At 52.3% G+C, this 20,442-nt stretch carries 19 protein-coding genes; 4 read left to right on the top strand and 15 right to left on the bottom strand.

Annotated features, from left to right (window positions below):
- Positions 1 to 50 precede the first annotated feature (50 nt).
- From CGZ75_RS13425 to CGZ75_RS25285, 3 genes are all read right to left on the bottom strand, one after another.
- Positions 51 to 1,814: a carbohydrate-binding module family 20 domain-containing protein gene (locus CGZ75_RS13425; protein WP_245850852.1), complete on the bottom strand. Its 1,764-nt coding sequence runs from the start codon at positions 1,812 to 1,814 to the stop codon at positions 51 to 53.
- A gap of 87 nt (positions 1,815 to 1,901) precedes the next feature.
- Positions 1,902 to 2,135, bottom strand: a complete 234-nt coding sequence (locus tag CGZ75_RS13430; RefSeq protein WP_089524824.1) for a hypothetical protein — start codon at positions 2,133 to 2,135, stop codon at positions 1,902 to 1,904.
- 573 nt (positions 2,136 to 2,708) lie between these two features.
- Positions 2,709 to 2,876, bottom strand: a complete 168-nt coding sequence (locus CGZ75_RS25285; RefSeq protein WP_176444833.1) for a hypothetical protein — start codon at positions 2,874 to 2,876, stop codon at positions 2,709 to 2,711.
- A gap of 192 nt (positions 2,877 to 3,068) precedes the next feature.
- Between CGZ75_RS25285 and CGZ75_RS13435 the strand changes: the two genes are divergently transcribed.
- Complete coding sequence (locus tag CGZ75_RS13435) at positions 3,069 to 3,716, top strand: phosphatase PAP2 family protein (RefSeq protein ID WP_089524825.1); 648 nt, start codon at positions 3,069 to 3,071, stop codon at positions 3,714 to 3,716.
- A gap of 27 nt (positions 3,717 to 3,743) precedes the next feature.
- Here the strand turns inward: CGZ75_RS13435 and CGZ75_RS13440 are convergent, their stop codons facing one another.
- From CGZ75_RS13440 to CGZ75_RS13450, 3 genes are all read right to left on the bottom strand, one after another.
- Entirely contained in the window at positions 3,744 to 4,214 is a 471-nt protein-coding gene (locus CGZ75_RS13440) for a hypothetical protein (RefSeq protein ID WP_089524826.1), read from the bottom strand.
- Between the two features lie 247 nt (positions 4,215 to 4,461).
- Positions 4,462 to 6,117 (bottom strand): DUF4091 domain-containing protein, encoded by a 1,656-nt coding sequence (locus CGZ75_RS13445; RefSeq protein ID WP_089524827.1) that lies wholly within the window; start codon positions 6,115 to 6,117, stop codon positions 4,462 to 4,464.
- 76 nt (positions 6,118 to 6,193) lie between these two features.
- A complete protein-coding gene (locus tag CGZ75_RS13450) occupies positions 6,194 to 6,928 on the bottom strand; it encodes a MerR family transcriptional regulator (protein WP_089524828.1) in 735 nt (244 codons plus the stop codon).
- 138 nt (positions 6,929 to 7,066) lie between these two features.
- Here CGZ75_RS13450 and CGZ75_RS13455 point away from each other — a divergent pair, with 138 nt between their 5' ends.
- Complete coding sequence (locus CGZ75_RS13455; RefSeq protein ID WP_089524829.1) at positions 7,067 to 7,585, top strand: PCYCGC motif-containing (lipo)protein; 519 nt, start codon at positions 7,067 to 7,069, stop codon at positions 7,583 to 7,585.
- Positions 7,586 to 7,735: 150 nt separating this feature from the next.
- Positions 7,736 to 8,200 (top strand): hypothetical protein, encoded by a 465-nt coding sequence (locus CGZ75_RS13460; protein ID WP_089524830.1) that lies wholly within the window; start codon positions 7,736 to 7,738, stop codon positions 8,198 to 8,200.
- A 32-nt stretch (positions 8,201 to 8,232) separates the two neighbouring features.
- Here CGZ75_RS13460 and CGZ75_RS13465 read toward each other — a convergent pair whose 3' ends face one another.
- The 5 genes from CGZ75_RS13465 to CGZ75_RS13485 form a co-directional block, all read right to left on the bottom strand.
- Positions 8,233 to 9,108 (bottom strand): serine/threonine protein kinase, encoded by an 876-nt coding sequence (locus CGZ75_RS13465; RefSeq protein ID WP_089524831.1) that lies wholly within the window; start codon positions 9,106 to 9,108, stop codon positions 8,233 to 8,235.
- A gap of 578 nt (positions 9,109 to 9,686) precedes the next feature.
- On the bottom strand, positions 9,687 to 10,589 hold the full coding sequence (locus CGZ75_RS13470; protein WP_176444834.1) for a PepSY domain-containing protein: 903 nt from the start codon (positions 10,587 to 10,589) through the stop codon (positions 9,687 to 9,689).
- 138 nt (positions 10,590 to 10,727) lie between these two features.
- Positions 10,728 to 11,549, bottom strand: coding sequence for a PepSY domain-containing protein (locus CGZ75_RS13475; RefSeq protein ID WP_089524833.1), 822 nt, complete (start codon positions 11,547 to 11,549; stop codon positions 10,728 to 10,730).
- Complete coding sequence (locus tag CGZ75_RS13480) at positions 11,546 to 12,967, bottom strand: sensor histidine kinase (protein WP_089524834.1); 1,422 nt, start codon at positions 12,965 to 12,967, stop codon at positions 11,546 to 11,548. Before CGZ75_RS13480 ends, CGZ75_RS13475 begins: the two co-directional genes overlap by 4 nt.
- Entirely contained in the window at positions 12,964 to 13,674 is a 711-nt protein-coding gene (locus CGZ75_RS13485; protein WP_089524835.1) for a response regulator transcription factor, read from the bottom strand. The genes CGZ75_RS13480 and CGZ75_RS13485 overlap by 4 nt, the downstream gene beginning before the upstream one ends.
- Positions 13,675 to 13,974: 300 nt before the next feature.
- Here CGZ75_RS13485 and CGZ75_RS26490 point away from each other — a divergent pair, with 300 nt between their 5' ends.
- Positions 13,975 to 14,058, top strand: coding sequence for a putative holin-like toxin (locus CGZ75_RS26490; RefSeq protein WP_425436515.1), 84 nt, complete (start codon positions 13,975 to 13,977; stop codon positions 14,056 to 14,058).
- Positions 14,059 to 14,224: 166 nt separating this feature from the next.
- Here CGZ75_RS26490 and CGZ75_RS13490 read toward each other — a convergent pair whose 3' ends face one another.
- From CGZ75_RS13490 to CGZ75_RS13515, 4 genes are all read right to left on the bottom strand, one after another.
- Positions 14,225 to 15,970, bottom strand: a complete 1,746-nt coding sequence (locus CGZ75_RS13490; RefSeq protein ID WP_089524836.1) for a glycoside hydrolase family 5 protein — start codon at positions 15,968 to 15,970, stop codon at positions 14,225 to 14,227.
- A 15-nt stretch (positions 15,971 to 15,985) separates the two neighbouring features.
- Positions 15,986 to 16,108, bottom strand: a complete 123-nt coding sequence (locus CGZ75_RS26185; protein WP_281255112.1) for a hypothetical protein — start codon at positions 16,106 to 16,108, stop codon at positions 15,986 to 15,988.
- Between the two features lie 129 nt (positions 16,109 to 16,237).
- The gene (locus CGZ75_RS13495) at positions 16,238 to 18,451 is read right to left on the bottom strand and encodes a helix-turn-helix domain-containing protein (protein ID WP_245850853.1); all 2,214 of its coding nucleotides are present in this window, start codon (positions 18,449 to 18,451) and stop codon (positions 16,238 to 16,240) included.
- Entirely contained in the window at positions 18,451 to 20,340 is a 1,890-nt protein-coding gene (locus tag CGZ75_RS13515; protein ID WP_245850854.1) for a sensor histidine kinase, read from the bottom strand. Before CGZ75_RS13515 ends, CGZ75_RS13495 begins: the two co-directional genes overlap by 1 nt.
- Between the last annotated feature and the right edge of the window lie 102 nt (positions 20,341 to 20,442).

Here is a 20,442-nt window from a genome sequence, read left to right on the forward strand (position 1 = left end):
GCAAAAAAAGCAGAATGAATCAGTCACCCCAGCTTATTGTTGGGAATAGTTTACGGCCTAAAAGCAAATGTTGCGTTCGGGTTCGACGCACTTACAGTGTAGCTGCGGTTCTCCCCGCTCTCCCAAACGAAATTGCCGCTCGCATCCTTTTTGAGCGCTTTATATTGGACTACCGTGCCCGCTGGAAGCTGGGCGGTTACCGTCCAAGTCGGATAAGATGCGGAAGAGCCTGGACCAATCGCTTTGTTTACATCCCAGCTGCCCAGTTCAGGAATACTGCCGGAAATATAAACATTTTGACCCATAACAGTTGTAGCGTTCTGAATTGTAAAAGTGACATTCACAAGATTCTGAGCAGGCGGTGTTGGAGTTGCAATGGTATTAGGATCATTGTACAACACAGCTATCTTTCCAGCAGCCAAGCTACCGGTAATACGGCCATTCGAAACCGTGAAGCTGCCGCCTCCTGAAGCTTTATTTGTATAAGTGCCGTTTGCCATATTCGTAACAGAGTTGATTTGCATATTCCCACCAAGGTTGACGATGACCATGCCCTTCGTGCCACGCTCGATCAGCATCGTTTGGTTGCCCTGAGTTCTCAGGTATTCACCCTCTGCAGCCATAGCGTTATGGAATTTATTGACCGCGATGATATCGCCGTCCTTCCACAATCCCTTGCCGGTTGCGCCAAGGTTGCTGCCGAATTTGCCACTACCAGCTGGACGATCGAAGAAGAGCGAAGTCGTTTGAGCTCGTGCCGCGATGAGCGCCCAGCCCATTTTCAGCTGATAATCGGTCATAGCCGTGGACTCACTGCTGTCATTAGCATAAGTATCATGGGATTCTACCCAAGTAACGAGCTTAGATGGATTCACATTACCCGCGACAAAAGGCTGAGCCAGCCCGACATTCACATTGCCGCCAAAGCCAACCGCCAAACGGACTTCTTCACCGTATTTCGAAGCGGTTACGTTCATGTGATTCGCATATCCGGCAATATTATCAGCGCCGCCCTGCAGAATTTCCCCGTAGTTGTACAAATTGGCCTTGTTGTTCAGCGAACCCAACACCCGAGTCCAGAAGTTCGAGCCGGCCGGGTCCTCAGGAAGCTCGATATGTTTCGCCGCATCGAAGCGGAAACCGTCTGCGCCAAGGGCGACCGCGTCATTGAGGAAAGCGATGATTTTATCCTGCAGCTCCTGATTGGAGGTATTGAGATCCGGCAGACCGATACCCCACTGAGTTACCTGCCAGCGGTCATCCCAGTTCTCGATGCCTCTTTTTTCATGCCAGAAAAATTGATTATTAAGGATAGTAGGATCGACATTGGTTGCAGGCGTGTAGGTAAGATTGCCTCCGCCCGCATTACCGGTATGATTCGCGACCACATCAACGATAATGCTGATGCCATACTTATCTGCTTCCGCATTCATCTGTCTAAATTGCTCTCGAGTGCCTAGCTGCGTGTTGCCGATGGTGAAGTTCGTTGGCTGGTACAGCACCCACCAATTGCTGCCTGCAGTGGCAGCCTCTTTATTACCTTGGATCGGGGAAGTCTGGATGGACTTGAAGCCTGCGGCCGCTATGGCTGGGAGATTCGCTTTAATGTTGTCGAAGGACCAGTTCCACGCATGGAAAATAACACCGTCCTTCGTTGCTGCCGGTAAAGCACTGCTTTCCGCGGCAGATGCCGTACCCATGAAGCTTTTACCTTCATAAGCAGCATAACCAGCTCCGACTATTGTTTGCAGCAGAACGGCGCCAGCGAGCAGTATGCTCCAGCGTGGCTTCATTTTTTGATTTTTTTGGGACATGAATTATTCTCCTCTCAAAGTAAGGGCAAGTACAATTTGCAAGCAGATGGACATTCCGTCATGAGGCTTATTGTTAACGCTTACAAATCAACTGAATTCCACGTTTGTTTGCGGTTCCCCACCTCCTATTGGCGATGCTGCGTGTGCGGTTGACTTGCCACCGGAACGGATCTGGTACGTTACGGAATCGCCCTCTAGTGGGATCTGATTGACTGCTCCGCCGGTGTAGATTTGCTGCTCTGCCGTTGCAGTTTCACTCTCCGTCGACACGGATTTGCCCATTGCAAGATCTGAGTATTCACTAGATGCAAACGCTTGCATGATCTCGCATCTCCCATTATGCAAACCTTTGCACAGACTGTCAACAAAAAAATTGTCGAATCTTTCCACACGTTTAATTGATGACTCCCATCGGATTGGAGCTCGTAGGACCATTGGACCTGCTATGCTCACTACGATTCATTAGTAATAGAACATGCGGCTGTACATTGCTTTAATAGGCCGTAGTTCGTAGTTTTGGGCTCTAATTCCTATTCTTCGCTTCTAGTTCGTGGTTCGTGGTTACTGGTTCGTTGTTCCTGGTTTCTGGTTGTTGCTTGCTTCTTCGGCTCAATGTTGCCCCATACTCTCGGCTATTCGTTGAGCTGCACTCTAGATCACTCGTTAAATTGCACTCTAGGTCATTCGTTGGACTTCGTTCTAGGTCACTCGTGGGAACACCCTGGATAGAATGCACCAGATCCTCATGTCTGTCAGTTATCTTGTTCGACTGCTCACCGATTCTTTGGACGGTCCAGAAAAGCAAAAACAGATCTCCCCAAAGTAGGGAAACCTGCCGAGAATGACAACATTATTCAGGGAATGAGCTGACTATGTACTGCAAGTTTTTTATTCTCAGTATTCAGATCCCGTAATCCGCTGCTCTATTGCGCCTGTCTGCTTCGACTCGCCCTCTTTCGGCTGGCTCAAAGCATATATGGCATAAATACTGCTTGTTATGATCAGTATTATGATTGCGCCGACGAGTAGAAAAGCCCAGCGTGGAACTTGTTTCTCTGGCATGTCCATTTCTCCTCCGAAGTTAAAATCTTGTTCTCCTCATTGCCCTGTATTCTCATTACTTTGAACGCTTGCAGCATCGGTTTTATTATGAATTTCGTTGCTGCAGACACTTGCCAATTTGATTATGCTGACTCCGTTAATGGTATAATGCCATAATTATTACGATTCGCATAGGAAAGGCTGGAAGTTTTAATGAAAGCATGGACCATAGCGGCTGCGGCCACCCTGCTCTTTCTGGGCATTGTTTGGTGGGTACCGCAAAATGGAACGACATCTCTGGACGAAATCGTCCGTGAATCATGGAGCCTAAAAACGGGCAATCAGCCGAGTTGGCTGCTGCAGCCGTTCAATATTCTAGCTTCAACAGTCGGAGCCGCTGCCGTAACGCTGGCGGCTGCCGCCATATTCTGGCTACTGCGGCTGCGCAGGGAAGCATTCACAATCGTCGGAACGGTCGCCGCCGCGCTGCTGCTGAACTATGGGCTTAAGCTGCTGTTCGCGCGCGAACGCCCGGCGCATGAAGGCTGGCTTGACGTCGTCGGCTATAGCTTTCCGAGCGGTCACGCCATGACCGCCATGGCGCTGTATGGCATGCTGGCGGTGATCATCTGGAACTGCGCCCGAACCTGGGCGGTACGGCTGACGACAGCGTTTGTCTGCACGCTCTTTATTGCAGCCACCGGCTTTGCCAGGTTATACTTCGGCGTGCATTACGCCACTGACATTTTGGCCGGCTACGCGGCTGGCCTCGCTTGCGTGGCTATGGCCGGAACGTTTCTCGTCCCATCGGACGGAATCGACGCAAGGCGTAGGAATACCCTCAGCACCTCATTTCCTTGATTTTACCTATGTGAAAGTGAACAAAAATTAGGCATCTAAAATATGAAGCAGATCCCTTCTAATCTCTCTTGCCCAAACGAGACCGCTAGCCCTAATATCTTTAATATATGGGTTATACCATTTATACGGCGCTAACCAATCGAATTGATTAACGAGAGTGAACAATACCACAGTTTTATTTAATCCGGAATATACGACTTGGGCTTGCGTTGTGGAAAAAGGCGTAATATTGAGTTCAAAATGATGCGTTGCGCCGGGAACAAGAGGATCCGTAGGAGCACCCAAATTCTCTCTTTCTGTTAACGGACTGAGCGACAGGATGAAGCTGCTCTGATTGACGATATCGAATCCTTGAGTTAGTCCCTGCGGCAGCACCGGACCATCGAATCGACTAGCTTCCAACAATCCAGTCACTATAACAAGCAAAATAAACAAAACAAGAACAAGTCCCACTCTGTGTTTGCCAGAATTTATGTTTTCTGTTTTTTCATAAATCATCTTAAACTCTCCTTCACCCGATTTAGAGAAACTACTTATCTCTAATTTATGAAACTAGGGAAAGAGAGGACACACTACTAGCCTTGTAACAGAGCCCGATTTAAACAGTGATACGCAAAATCCCCCTCGCCGGTAGTTTCTGACCGAGGGGGATTCGCTTATTTGCACCTACTTAGGACAGGCTTTCTCCCCTGCCATTCCGATAGAATGCTCTGCCTATCATTGCAGAACTGGAAATACTTTGGCCCTAAGTTGTGAGCACGGATACTTCTGTCAACTTATGGTTAATCTGTTCCCGCTTGCGAAGCAGCCAATCCGCCTCCTGAGGATAAGAACTGAACGTCAGCGGACTGTCCAGCCCCTCCTCCAGCAGCTCCATTACGGCAGCGCGGCCGATATGCTGCTCCAGCCCTTGCAGCGCCCGCAGGTCCTGCAGTGCTTCGCGCATAACCTGCAGTCGAAGCGATTCCAATGGTCCGTCCGGGCCGGGATAAACGATGAATGCGTCACCCGCAGGGAAGCTTCCTTCCGCATCCGTGACGCGGAAAGGGTCAATCGCCTTAGTGGAATACTGCGTGTACCAGAAGTTATACCCCCACTGGAGAAAACCCACGATGTTGTACTTATACAGCTGCATACCAAGAATCCGGCTGCGAACGGACGGAAACGCAAAAAATCGGTTGGCTACGCCTTTATACTGAACGCAACAGTAATAAGTCCACAGATTCTCAACGCCGTGTTCGAGGAACGGCTCGATGTGATTGTTGGCCGGAACCGGAATCGGCACAAGGCCCTGTTCATAGAACTCGTATTCCGAGAGTGCGTCGAACACTTTAAAGCCCTTAATATGCCGCTGGAGCAATTCGCTGGCCGAGCGATATGAATCGATGGAATGCATGGTCGGCTCGTCGGATACATGGAAATAAACGCTGTCCTTCAGGCCATTTCTTTCAATAAACCGGACCAGCTCGGGCAGGAACTGCTCCAAAAAGGAACCATATTCGTCTCCCGCTGCATCCGTTTCCCAGCCAAACAGCTTCTCTTCGCTGCCGTTGACGGTTCCGACAACTTTAGGCGCATGTTTGGCTCCCCACTGCGTAAACAGATGGCTCATCTCAAAATACTCCACGCCCGCAGCTCTCGCCATGTTCACCCAGCGCTGCAGCCGCTCAAAGCCAAAGCTGTAACCGCTTCCGCTTTTTTCTACATCAATGAGCTGTACAGTCGGGCGTTCTCCACCGATCCGGGTATCCAGGGGCGGCGTGAATAGCGGAGTCAGCAGCATGTTGATGCCGCTGTTTACGGCGGTGCGAACGAACTTCTCCACGAGTCGCCAATGCTCTTCGCTCCATACGTCGACATTGTAATGCGTCGCGATACAGTCAGTGTGGAACCATTCCGTATGGATGAGGCTCTGTGGCGGAAGCGATGCAGGCAGCAGCTCCAGCTCGAAGGTCGCCGCACCAAGCGTTTCACCCTCCTCCGATTCCAGCGACAGAGCGATGTCGTAGCTGCCCGGAACGGCGCCGGAGTCCGGCTCCACCGTCACCCAGAGCGCGCGCCATTGGTTTGGCAGGCAGACGAGTCCGCCGTTTATCGGATATAGAGGGTCGGGATATAGGCCAGGGGTGTCGCGGAGCAGAAAGCCGTCATGATCGGCGTAAATTGGAAAATCTGCAGGCACGAGACCGACTTCTCGGATCGTCATCAAACCCGGCAGCGCGCTCTTTGCTTCGGCCCGGACATGTTTAACTTGACGGTCCGAACGGTAGGCAAGCTGAAATGAATACGTCTCGTTTAGCAGCGCCGAAGCTTGCTGGAACGGCTCCGCATTCAACGGCTCATCAGCAAACACTTTAACTAAAGAATGAACTGTTCTCGTTTCAAAAGGAAACTTATTCAAGCCACTTCTCCCCTTCGGTTCGTATCGTTGGCAACCCTCTAATTAATTCGCTTACTTCGAGCCGCACTCCTTCAACCTAGCCCTTCACAGCCCTATCCGCATATACGCTCATTGCATCACGCATGAATACGGCCAGCCCTTCACCAAACTTGTCGATGTTGCGGGTGAAGCGCTCGTCATCAACGTACATTTGGCCGAGCCCGCGGAACATTTCCGGCGTATACTCGCCAAATTGACCCAAGCAGCGGTACCACTCCCCGATTGCTGCCTGGGCTTCACTCGACTCCGGCTGCAAATGCCGGACAGCAGCGAGCCTGCGGTACAGCTCGTTGAACGCTTCCTGGTCCTGCTCGGTCATACCTTTTGCCCCCTCATTTGCCCCATCTACCGCCTTGTCTCCCCAGCGCTCCCTTGCCTCCTGCTCATACGGATTGCTGCTGGAGTCAAAACCCTCAAAACGTTCTGTATCGCTCATTTCCATCTCTCCTTCGGCATGCTGAATCGTCTTTTCGACGTTGTTAATCAAAACGTCCAGCCGACGCCGCTTTTCAAGCAGCATCTCCCGGTGCAGCCGCAACGCTTCGGCCTCGCGGTAGGCGGGATCTTGCAGGATGGACTTGATCTGTTTCAAAGGGAATCCGAGTTCGCGGAAAAACAAAATCTGCTGCAAGGCTGCCAGATCTTTGGCCGAGTAGAGCCGATAGCCAGATTCGGTAGCTTCCTCCGGATGAAGCAAGCCGATCTCGTCATAATGATGCAGCGTCCGGACGCTGATGCCGGCCAATTGGGCCACTTCCTTCACCTTGAGCATATCTTCGCGCCTCCTCCTTCTGTTTCAAGATAAGGCCTCACGCAACGTGAGGGTCAACATCTTTTTTCAAGCGAGAATTGCAATTTATGGTATAGTAAAAAATGAATTTGCTTGTCCAGCCAAGGAGGCTTCCCACTCATGAGCAACCCGATTTCTTTCCCGCGCAAGGCACTTCGTCGCCTGTTGCCGATTGTTTCCTTAAGCCTCATATTGCTGATGACGGCATGTGGCGGAGGCGGCTCCGCGCCTTCCAACGATGATGCTATGAACCATGCCGAGAGCGGCGCACAAGACGGGCATGGAGACCATGCCACCACGGATATTCAAGAGGAGACCGCTTCTGCTTCCGAACTGCCTAAGTTCCTGGATAATCAGCCCGAGCAGGTTCGCATCATTTACACAGCTACCGCGAAGGCAACGGATCTGCTCTCCCAAATGCCCTGCTACTGCGGCTGTATGAAGAACGTCGGCCATAAGAGCAACCTGAACTGCTTCATCAAAGAAGTGCGCAAGGAAGGCACCATCCTGTGGGACGACCATGCGACCCGTTGCGGAGTCTGCCTGCAAATTGCCGCGGAGTCCATCTCTATGAAGGTGGAAGGCAAGTCGGATGAAGACATCCGCAAATCGATCGACGAAATGTATGGGCGCAGTTAAAACCTACTAAATACTCTTTTTTTAAAAGAGCCGTCCCGTAAATCATCGTTAGATGACCGGAGACGGCTTCTTTATCCTTATTGAGCCCGCACCGTTCTATGATTTCTCTCATAGACTATACTTGATATAACGAGCGCGGGAGGACATAGAATGGAATTTGAACAAGTTAAAATCAGTCATTTCAATGGATTAAACCTAGGAGTCATTCTCGTATTATTTATTTTGCTCCTTATTGTTGTCCGCATCTTCCCCGGCCCCTCCGAAGCTTCTGACGGCAACATTTCAGTGCTCGCCTCAATAGGCTTTGATATTGATAATTCGAGCAACATCCCATTAACAAGAACGTTTATTTATGGAGATTTTGAACAACCGTACCCATCTGCAAACCTTCCGTCAGGCGGAAGTAACCGCTTTGAGCTTAAAATTGAAGTTTTTACAGTTACCGCAGGCGTTATTGTCTACAGCTCCCCAGGGATAGAAGTTTCATTTACGCCATATAACTCCGCTTGGCCTACTTTTAGAACACCCGATATTAATAATATTAAAACAACAGGCCCGATTAAAGCAGAGAAAGCCTCTAACACGCGTTTGGTTATTTCTAATTTGTCCCTTTAATATTAGGATAGGAGTCCCATGACGGCATTTAATCAGTCCGGAAGAGAAGCCATAAGTTGCTCCAGCTCCTGGCTGCAATGTTCAGCAGAGGTCCATGCCGGCCCGGTTTTCTGCAGCAGTCTGCTTACGAATCTATTTACATTCTGCGGAAGTTCCAGCTCCTCTTCCCAGCTAAGCTCCTCCTGCCCTTCACGATATTCATAACCTGCATACATCATGAATAGAAAAAAATGCCCAAGTCCGTACAAATCGCTCCCCGCTTCAGGCCGTCTCATTCGACGCTTCGCAACGGACCAACTGCTCTCTGAACCGCTGCTGGCTTCAAGTGGGTCCGCCTCCTTCAAAGCGAGCCGCAGCTCCTCGGGGAGCTGTTCCCCAATACGACAGGATAGACCGTAATCAATTAGATACAAGCGGCCTTCTTTGTCCAGCACATTCGGTATGCGAACATCCCGATGCACGAATCCAGCCCCATGCAAATAAGCAAGCGGCTGCAGCAGCTCTTTCAAAACATCTAAGGCTTGCTTTAGAGAATACACCTGGTTTTGCTCTATTAGCCTATGCTCCAAGTTTTCTCCATCGATAAGCTCCATGACAAGCGCCTCATGACGGCCTTGCTTCTCATATCTCAACCACTTAGGAATTTGGGGATGGTTCAATTTTTGCAAAATCCTACTTTCTCTCTCCAGCAGCAAAATACCGATTTCCTTCTTGCTTGGCATGCTGCGTTTGAGTAAAACCTGATTTCCCGTTGTCATATCTATACATGCGTAAGCTTGTCCGTAGCTACCCCTGCCGATAAAATGTTCGATCCGATAACGCCCCATCCAAACACTGCCGCTCGCAAGAGGAAAATCCCGCCAATTATTAATCATTTCCTTACATTTGGTCGCGACTACAGTCCACATATACTTTTACCTCCAGCAGCTTCTGCTGCTTCCTTTTTACAACTTTTAAGAAACTTTTAGCCGTCTTCATTCGTAGTAGTACAATACGAGAGCGTACGCTTTCGATACCCGTCCTGTTTCAAAAAGCTTGAGCAGTTGCTTGAAGGTTTATTCTACTTATTCAGGAGGTTAAGAATATGCTAAAACATCTACTCAAACGTTTACTATCTTCTCTTACGGGAAGTAAAAGCCACAGCAGCAGACGACATTACAGCAGCAGTGATCACCACCATAGAAATAGTCGTCCCCAGCGCGGCCACGGTTATTATAAGAAAAAGTACAGCAGCTATTCAAGCTAGCTGGTAAGTACGCTGAATGATAACTACTTCACCCATCTACGATTGGCATTCGTTCATTCCCATCATAAAAACGGGCTGTCCCTGAGGTCTTCACAGACCATTGGGACGGCCTGTTTGTTTGCTCTAAGCTTACCATTTTAATCGCTCCATGCGCCAAAAGGGAGCTTCTGACCCGAAGGCCAAAAGCTCCCCTATCTATGTTAATCCCTGCTGAAGCTCACTGAGCCATTGTTACCTTAATTAGCGGTCATCTTCATCGGAATCGTCATCATCCGACTCATCCTTATCGTCATGATCATCGTCATCGTTGTCATGATCATTATCGTCATCATGATCATCACGATCATCGTGATCGCGATCGTCGTCCCTATCCATACCAGTGATCTTGCCCGTTGCTGCATCAACTTCAAGCTCGACGATCCCTTTGTCAGTGAGCAGCTTTACTTCGTAAACCAGTCTGCCGTCATCACGATCGCGATCCACGTCAATTAGCTTGCCAGAAACCGCCTTTTGTGCGATCGCAACCGCTTGCTCCTTCGTCACAGCTGCCCCCGTATTGCTAGGTTTCGTATTGGTAGCCTTCGATGCGGCCTCAGCCTTCGAGACTTGCAATGCTTTCCATGCCGCTTCAGCCTTTGAGGCGACTTCAGCCTTCCATGCCGCTTCAGCCTTTGAGGCGAACTCAGCCTTTGAGGCGAACTCAGCCTTTGAAGCTTCTGAAGCTTTCCATGCTGTGACTATGGAAGTGTCATTCGACTGCTGGCTCTGCTTTGGCTGAGAATTCGTGCTCGGCGCAGTTGAGCTATTCAATGGTACGACTTTTTCTGCTGTTTGCTCGTCATCACCGCCGGCGTACTTGCCGAGGAATGCCCCACTATAGGCATCAATATGAACTTCATACTCGCTGCCAGCAGCATCAATTACATCGACTTCGTAAAAAGCTTTGCCCTTGCTGCGCTCCAGCTCGATGCCCTCTACCTGGCCTTTTGCATGCTGCAATGCCTTCTCGCTCGCTTTGTCCATACCGATCATAGAACCGGATTGCGCAGCGAAAGCTGCGGTTCCGCCAACAGCTCCTGCGATCAGGATACCTGAGAAAGCCACCGCCCATTTTTTCCTGCTTTTCATCATATTCCTAATCATGTTAACACTCCTCATCGTTTTCGCTTGGGATCCAGTACTCTTACAATGTACCGTCCTTGAATGAGAAGACTCTTGGAGTTAGATTAGAAATCGGTGATAAAGGGCTAAGACTATCATTTTCCATGATCTTCTACCCGCTTAATCCTCTTCTTTGTCGTCCTTATCGTCCTTATCGTCCTTATCATCACTGCCTTTTTCATCATCGTCATTATTGTCATCGTCAGCCGTTTTATTTTTTTCGTCCCATGTGACCGACATTATTTTGCCCGAAACGGCGTTCACTTGCACCTCAGCCTCTCTGCCATCGGCAAGTTCAACCTCAACTAAATAATCGTTGTCACTGCCACGCTTGACTCCCTGTGACTTGCTCTTGGTATGTGCCTCAGCCAGCTTCTCGGCACGCTCTTCCGTAATGCCGACCGGCTTCGGCTTTGGCTTTGGCGTGCTGGAAGGAGCAACCGTTTTCTGCGGCGGCGAGGGCTTTGGCGTTTTGGAAGGTGTAGGTGTAGGCTGCGGAGGAATGCTCCCCGTCCCGGAGGATGGCTTCGGGTCCACTGTACTTGGTGAGCTCGTAGGCAAATTTGTCGGTCCCGGACTCGGCGTGCCTCCTGGCTGCAGCGTGCCTGTAGACACTTTTCCTGGCCCTACTGTTCCAGGAGTCGGAGTTGCACCTGCGATAAGGCCAAGGCTTTGAATGGACATAATGTCCCCGTCCCGAGCACTGACGCCGAGTTCGTATCGATTTTGCCCGCTGAGCAAAATAAGTGTGTACCGATCCCCGCTGAGCCGGGTCTCTTCAATCTCCCCGTCATAATTTGCTAGGACGACTTTTTCCGCCTCCATTGCAGTGAGTGAAGACTCGCTCGACCAAGGCCTCTCTATAAGGAGCCAGACAGCAAGCGCCACGAGGGCGACCGCCAAGCCCAGCAAGGCTGAAAGCCTGTGCCTACGCAACCTCATCTCTCCCCCTCCTCCTTTTTGACCCTTTGGGAGAAGGATACTTGATCCCCATTAGATTTTGCTGAGAGAGTGATCGTTGCCGTAGTTCCCAGCCCCTCCACACTGTCCAAAGTCAGCTCCGCACCGATCGCATCTGCCAGCTCCTTGCCCAGAGACAATCCAAGGCCAGCTCCGCCGATACCCCGAGTTCTGGACTCATCCACCCGATAAAAGCGGTCAAACACCTTAGGAAGCTGCTCCTTCGGAATGCCGATTCCGCGATCCACGACGCGCAGCAACGCGCCTCCATCGCTTTTCCGAGTGACGGTGATGACAATCTGTTCCTCACTGTATTTGCGCGCATTGTCCAAAAGAATGAATAACAGCTGCTTGAGCTTGCCCGCATCGGTCCATGCCAGCACCGACTGTTCCATCTGCTCTGGAAGATCGACCGCGATTTCTCGTCCGTAAGCATTACGAAAAGCCCTTGCCGATTCCTCCGCCGCTGCACCCAGATCCACCTGCCCGAGCGATACCAGCCACTGTTCTTTGGGCCGGGCAAGCAGCAACAGCTGCTCCGTCATCTCTTTCATCCGTACCGACTCGGAATGAATGGCCTGAATGGATTCTTCCAATAACTCAGGCTTGTCCTTGCCGCGCCGAAGAAGAAGACTGGCATAACTTTCAATGACCGTCAGCGGCGTTTTCAACTCATGGGAAGCATTGGATACAAAGCTCTTCTGCTTGTCGTAGTTGCTTTCCAACTGATCCATCATGCTGTTGAACGTCTCTCCCATCTCAGCCAGCTCATCCCGTGCACCGTCACGCTGTTCTAGCCGCCTGAAGCTTCCGCTGCCCCGGATTTCTCTCATCGTCGAGGTCATCGCCTGAATCGGATGCATAACCAGCCTGCCGAGCAGCCAAGATGACAGGAACACCGGCAGCAATGCGAGTATAGTTACCGCAATCAGCACTCGTCTCAGAACGCGGAGATCATCCGCTGCTGGCTCCAGGCTTTGCAACACCTGCACATTGGCAACCTCACCTGCACTCCAGATGACCGGAATTGAAGCATAGCTGAAAGTTCGCCCCTCAAAACGGACCGTCCGCGCCTCTCTCTGTTCCGCATAGGTTAACTTCCAACGGCTCAGCTCCTGCTCGCCTTCCGAGGTGACTCTGCCTTCTACAGCTCCGTTAACGCCCACGACACCGAGCATTCCGTCGAGCGGCACATAAGCGCGCAGCAAATCCTTCACAGCAGCCGCGTCCGCTGCTTGTCTCAGGCCTGCGGCAGCCGTGACGGCCTCCGCCTCGGCTCGGTCTAGCTCACTGTTCATCGACATACGCGAGAACAACGCGTAAATGGATAAATTCATCAGAATGATGACGGCGGCGAATAACACGGATGAGTAGAGGTGGATTTTGCTGCGCAGCCTCATGAGCTTTCCCTCAACACATAACCGATGCCGCGAACCGTGTGAATCAGCTCCTGTGAAAAGCCCATGTCCACCTTTTTGCGCACATATCGAATATATACATCCACCACATTGGTATCTCCCACGTAGTCATAACCCCACACAGCCTGCACAATCTGGTCCCGACTCAGCACCTGGCGCTTGTTGCGCAGCAAATAAACCAGCAGGTCGAACTCGCGGGGAGTCAGCTCTATGGGCTGGCCTTCCCGAGTCACCTCGCGCGTGCCGGGACTTAGCCGCAGCTCGCCCGCACACAACCAGTCCCCCGGCTCGTCTGTGCCTGTCCCCTCTCCGCCCCCGACCGGAGGCCGCAGCCGTAGCGCAGCTCTTACTCGGGCGAGCAGTTCCTCCATCTGGAACGGCTTTGTTATGTAATCATTCGCTCCTTGGTCAAGGCCTGCCACCTTGTCCTCCACGGAGTCTTTGGCCGTCAGCAGCAGAACCGGCGTCCTTGAATCGGCAAGCCGGATGCGGCGAAGCAGCTCGAAGCCGCTCATGCCTGGCAGCATCACGTCGAGCAGAACCGCGTCCCATTCCTGGGAGCGGTATAGCTCCAGTGCCTGAGCTCCGTTTGACGCCCGGCCGACGCGATATCCCTCGCATTCCAGCTCGATCTCCAGCAGCCTGCCAATCTTGTCTTCGTCCTCAACGACGAGAATCGCCTCATTCACGGCTTTCCCTCCCGGTTGTTTCGCTCTCAGGCGCTATTTTACCGCATTCCCGCACAAAGCCAAAGCCCCTTAAGATTTCCAGCGGGGTAATTCGGCTTCGCTATTCACAGTCGAGCAGCGCTGCTATGTAAGTAAAAATCGAGAGAAAGAGAAGGCTGGTTATACGTTTAGTAGACAAAAAAAGAGCCCAACGGTTGCCCGCGAGCTCTATTGGATGATTGTCTTGTTTGTTATACTAGATTCAAGTACATACATGGCTGTTGGGCGGTCAGGCTAATCTCCCGGAAGGGAGGTGATGCCATGGAGGTATATCAAACGCTGACGTTGATGATTTCTTTCGCAACGTTGATCGTGCTGATTCTTTCCTTCAACAAAAAGAAATAGACCGCCCACCCGTGACAAGGTACGGTCTATTCTTTGGACAAACCTCAGTCTAAGCCCACCGCCCATAAAGCGGCTATGTGCCCGGGTCACAGATGCTGTAACATCTGCGGCCCTTTTTCTAGTTTAATCATAGTACGTATCCTTTAGACACGCAACCAATTAAATATCACGATCGATCAAGCTCCACGCTCTCCAGTAGCAACGCTCCGCCTATGGCGGTTAAGACTAGCCGGTGCAGGCCCGGCGCTAAAAGCGGAAGAGGATCCGAAAGCACCGCGCTGCTCCAAGTAGAATCTGCGGGCAATTGACCCAACGGAACACCGTCCAGCTCCAACTCCAGCGCCGCTCCGGTCTTGGCTTCCTCACCCGCCGCCATCAGCCGTAGCTTCAAGCTAAAGGGTGTGGGAGCGGAGGGCTTTGCTGACGTTGTCTCGATAGAGGCTTTCGTTATCTCAACGGAGGTTGCCGCTGTCTCAGCCAAAACAGAAGCAACGGCCTCCGCAGCGATTGTAAACTCATACGCCAGCCAGCCGCCTTCCGGCAACTCAACGCAAAGCCCATCACCGACATCCCAACGATGCCAGCCCGGCTCCGTTCGAGGTAGCATCGGTTCACCATCCAACTTTCGGATTGCAAGGCCGTCACCTCGGCGATAATCACTTTGCCACGTGATCTGATCTCGCTCCGAATCCTTGAATCCAAAGCTCTCTCCCTCGCCCTTATAACCATAGTGAATCGCTGGAATACGCATCGGAGCGCGGCGCAGCAGCGCATTCACTACCTCCGAACGGTAATCGCATGCATCGAATAACATACCGTCCAGATAGCGGCCAAGGATACGGCATGCCTCCTCCGGCTCCGGTTTATTTCCACCTTCCAGCCAGTTACCAAGTTTTTCCCAGCCTTCCGGTTTCGGGATGGAGCAGGGTGAGTTGATAGTGTCTATTTTTTTCCACGTCCAAAAGTTCCAGCTGATCCGATGATCCTCAAAAAGTCGAAATGCCCCCGCGTACCAGTCTAGATCATTCTCTCCGCCCTCGCCCATGAAGATGGGCACATTCCAGGCATTGCGAAAATCCAAGTACTTTTGAATGCTCTCCGTGTCTGGATTGTTCCAATACTTATGAAATTGATAGAGCACGTTATCGTCAAGCTTCTCAGTAAAAACCGTCCAATCGGTCGACCAATGGGCACCTTCCAGAATTATAAGATGCCGCTCGTCAACCTCACGAATCGTTGCGATCATGTCACGATAAAGAGGCTCCAACCAATCCTTGTACTTACCGTGATAATCTGGCAAAGGCTCGTTCAGCAAGTCATAACCCGCTACGATCCATTCATCCCTGTAACGCTGAGCCAAATAGCGCCACAGATCAATAGCTGCTTGACGATGCTCTGCCGAAGTGAATAGCTCCGGCTGATCGTTTTCGGAGTCGTCGATGTTTGCTCCCGTTTGGCCGCCCGGTGCACCATGCATGTCCAAGATGACATAAACTCCCCAAGTCCGGCACCAGTCGATAACCCGATCGAGCAGTTCAAGCTGGTCGGGGTTATAACCCTCTTCATTCAGCTCGCCTTCAAGCAGCTTCCTTGCGTTGAAGGGCACTCGAACCGAATTGAAGCCCTCCAAAGACAATTGACGAATGTCAGCCTCGGATGTATAGCGGTTAAAGTAGGTTTGCCAAAACGTAGCCGCATTCCGTTCCCCGATCAGCTCCGTCACCATCCGCTCGATCCGCCGCGGACGATCGCCTTCTGCCGGTAGCTTCCACATATAGCCCTCCGGCAGCAACCAGCTGCCAAGCCCGACTCCGCGTAAGATCAGTTCCTCCCCTCGCCCGTTCACGAGGCGCTTACCTTCTGCTTTTACCCATCCATCTACTTCCGGCTGCCGGTATAGCTGACTCTTCACACGAATCCCTCCAATCTAAATGGCGACGGGCCGGAGCGGCCACAGGTTGTTTCGCTTCAAGTAGCTTTTGCTTCTTGCTTTCGACGCTGGAGCCGCTCCGGCGGCTTTCAAGTAGCTTTTGCTACTTGCTTCCGGCACTAGAGCCGCTCTCTTGGCTTTTCAAGTAGCTTTTGTTTCTTGCTTCCGGCACTAGAGCCGCTCTCTTGGCTTTTCAAGTAGCTTTTGTTACTTGCTTTCGCGCGCTACCGGACTCTCAGGTGGAGCGTCCTACCTCCCCGCGCCGCTCCCCTGTTTCAAACTGCGGTATTCCAGCGGCGTGACGCCTTCCGTCTCCTTGAACACACGTGTAAAATGCTTCACATTATCAAAGCCAGCCTGGCTGCTGATTTCGTACACCTTGAGCTCAGACTCGGCCAGCAGCTCCTTCGCCCGATTCAGCCGCAGCTTGCGCAAATAGGAGGAGAAGCTCTCTCCCGTATGCTCCTTGAACGCCTGGCTAAAATAAGTGTAGTTTAACGAGATATGGTTGCTGACAACAGCCATATTCACATCCTCTGCGTAATGTTTTTGCAAGTAATCGACCGCCTTCTGCAAGTCCTTGCGTTCCGTATGCGTGCCGCGAACTGTGCTGACGAATGCGTCCAGCCGCTCCAGCAGCTGCTCAACATGGCCATAATAATCCTCGAAGCGCTCGAAGTTCTCAATATGCCCCGCGCTCTTGTACAGTTTGAGAATATCGATAGATTCCTCGCCGTAACTACGGAACACACTGTCAAAAACCTCCTCATTCAGTCGTCGGCTAATGCCCTCAAGATAGCCGATTTCACATCGACTGATCAGTCGAATGTCCAGAATATACTGAAGCTGCCGCTTCATCTCCGCCAACCTGCCCGTGCCGAGCAGATTGGATAAGCGACGAATTGCCTCAATCGGCAGTTGGCAGCCGGAGCTGAGGCTCCGCAGACTGTCGTAGGCAAGCAACGAAGAACCGGGATGCAGCAGAAAATACTTCTGTACCTGCCGCGCCTGGCTGTATGCTCTCCTCAACTGACCTATGCCTTGCGATCGTGAGCTCAGCGATAAACGGCAGCCCAGCAAGGTATGGCCCTCCAAATGTTCCGCCAGCCGCCGCAGCTGAACTTCCTCTCGTGCTAGGAGCACGATATTCCCGTCCCGGCCCTCATGCAGCACCCAGTCGCTTTCGCTCTCTAGCAACTGCTTCAATCGGCGCTGCATAGCCGAAAATTCACCCCCTTCTTCATTAGGCCTACCGGCTCCTTGGCTGAGGCCAAGCTTCTCCCCGACATCGTTGACCGCTCCCTGACAGCGGCCAAGCTCCACCCCTGCAGTGACCTCCCCCTGGCTACGACCAAGCTCCACCCCAGCGCTGACCACCCCTTGGCTACGGCCAAGCTTCATCCCAGCTGTGACGGCCCCTTGGCTACGATCAAGCTCCGCCCCTGCGGTGAACGCCCCTTGGCTGCTGCCAAGTCTCACCCCAGCGGCCGCTCCTGCCGCTGAGATCGTGCTGCTGTGCGAAGCTCGATTCACGCTGCCCATACCCCGAATAATGCCGAGCGTATACTCCCCGGACAGCCAGCCGAGGTTGGCCTGCTCAAGCTGGTTTTGAAGCCGCCGCGGATCGGTATCCTCCCGCAATAGTTCCTGCACAAGCTGACTGGAAGTCTCCCCCGGCCAGAGTGTTGTCCTTGCAGCTGCTGGCTCTTTTTCATCCATATGACGTGCTAACGCGCTTCGACGATCAAGCTCACCTTCCAGCCGCTCAAGAACTCCGAACAGCTCCTCACGAACAATCGGTTTGAGCAGGTATTCCTTCACCTGATACCGGATCGCCGCCTTCGCGTAAGGGAAGTCATCATGTCCGCTCAAAATAATAACCAAAGGAGCTGCCCCGATTGTTCCGGTGGCATTGGTGGTTCCGGTAGTTCCGGTGGCTCCGGTGGTTCCGGTGGTTCCGGTGGTTCCGGTGGTTCCGGTGGTTCCGGTGGTTCCGGTAGTTCCGGTGGCTCCGGTTATCCCAGTCGCGGTCGCGCTGAACTTCCCTTCAGCTCCACTCACTTCGCTGAACTTCCCTCCAACTCCACTCACTTCGCTGAACTTCCCTCCAACTCCACTCACTCCACCGAGCTTCCCTCCAGCTCCACTTGTTCCACCGAACTTTCCTTCAACTCCACTCCCTTCTCCGAGCTTACCTTCAACTCCACTCGCTCCACCGAGCTTTCCCTCAGCTCCACCCGCCCCGCCTTCCTGCAGCTGCTCCAGCAGCCCGAGCCCATCCAGCACTGGCATGCGGATGTCGGTAATCATCAGCTCGGCCGGGCTGGCGGCCAGCTCCTTCAACGCCTCGCGGCCGTTCTCCGCAAAGCGGAACGCATACCGCCCTGGGAACTGACGCTCGATCATCGCTTTCAGGCCGAGCCGGATATTTTTTTCGTCGTCAACAATGAGCAGGCTCCGCATCAGCGCGTGTCACCTCCGGTCCGAATGAGATGAGGGAGAGTCATCGCAATTCTCGTATAGCTGCCTTCCACACTTTCCATCCGCAACCCATACTCCCGCCCATAACTCATAACGAGGCGATGGTCGACGTTGCGCAGGCCGATGCCGCTGCCCTCGCTTCGCCGTGTTTCCGCATGGCTCCGCAGCTCCTGATAGTCCGTCTCCTCCATGCGCAGCATGCCGCTCAGCAAACGCAGCCGTTCCTCAGGGATACCGCAGCCATTGTCCGTCACCTCGATGACGCACTCCTCCAGCCGGACAAAAGCCCCAATCGTAATTGTCAGCTTGCCGGATTCGGCATCTAGGTCGTTCATGCCATGCTTCACGGCGTTTTCAACGAGCGGTTGCAGCGACATTTTGAGCACCTCCTGGTCGTAACATTCCGGCGCAATATCCAGACGCAGCTCCAGCTTGCCGTCGTAACGGATGTTCATGATCGCAATATAATTCTGAATATGCTGAACCTCGTCCCGCAGCCGCACATGGCCCCGCGTCCACTGTAGGCTGTAACGCATCATGCCGCCAAGCGAGGTGAGCGCATCGGAGATCGTATATTGGCCCTCAATTTCAGCCAGCATTTTGAGATTTTCCAGCGTATTGTACAAAAAATGCGAGTCGATCTGATTTTTCAGCGAGCGCAGCTCCGCCTCTTTGCCGGCGGCTTGCCGATTAACCTGCTCCACGATCAACTCGTTGATCTTCTTGAGCAATTGACGGTAATGATGGGCGAGCTCGCCCACCTCGTCGTTTCCGCGCACCTGAACATCAACGTGGAAGTCGCCTCCGCGAACCTTTTTCATGGAATCTCGCAAAATACGCAACCGCTTGAGAATAATAGAATGCATGAAATAAGAAAGCAGGCTCAGCACCGCCATCAGCACAACGATGATCACAATGAACAGATTGCGCGTGCGCTGGATGTCGGCCAACGTATCATCAAGTCCAACGAGGTTCACCAGATGAACGCCAAGCCTCGGCATAAAAGTCTGAATCGCCATATAGGAATGCCCATCCATTTCGAAACGACTGATTCCATTGCGCTCCTCACCGGTGAGCTGTAGTTCAGCCATAAGCTGCTCCGCCGAAGTCTCGAGAAAAATAGCCGCCGATGAATCCGTGTAAACGCTGCCGTCACGCGACACGACAATAAGCTGCGAGGATGGGTCCTGCACCGTACTGAACGTCTTCGTAAAAAAGTGGCGAACCTCCATGCTGACTTCCATAATGCCGTTATGCGTTCCATCCGCATAGGTAAACTCACGCAGGAGGGACATATGGGGTACTTTAATCTCTTCGACCGTTGATGCTCCCTTGAGAATCTCCCGGCCAAGCTGGATTTCCCACCAGACGATGCCCTTCTGCCCCATGACCGTGTCATACCAGGGCTTCTCGCGGATGCGGGATTCATTTAAGACAACCGGCCAGAACTCATGCACATTAGGATTGCTGGTGAACAGCCGGACGTTGGCGATGCGGGGATTGTTGAATAGGAAGTACTGGAATCCGGTATAGGTTTTGTTCTTAAAATCTAGCAGCCATGCCGTATCCATTTCCTCCTGGAGCTCCAGGTAATCGTTCATTTCCCGATTGGAGAGCGCCAGCTGAGCCGTCCATTCCATCACTTCGACGTTGTTTTGGATGTTCGTCTTTTCGATGTCGAGAATGCTTTCATTCTTTTTGGTCAGTTCTTGAATCGACCGGGACGATACACCACTCCAGGCATACCAGGCGAACAGCAGCACCGGGATGAAAATAACCAGCACAAACGAGAGGATCAGCTTCACCTGAAGAGGCAGGCTTCCCGAGAAGTTTTTGATCGCTGATGTCCATCTTCCTCTGCTTGCTTTCACGTTGGCCGGTCACCTTTCGCTGCAGGATGGGATGGAGCAAGCCCGGTCACTCGGGCGGTGTACCGCTCGAATGACCAGGCTTGCTGCTTAATTTTCACTACC

Source organism: Paenibacillus herberti, from assembly GCF_002233675.1.
GTDB lineage: Bacteria > Bacillota > Bacilli > Paenibacillales > Paenibacillaceae > Paenibacillus_O > Paenibacillus_O herberti.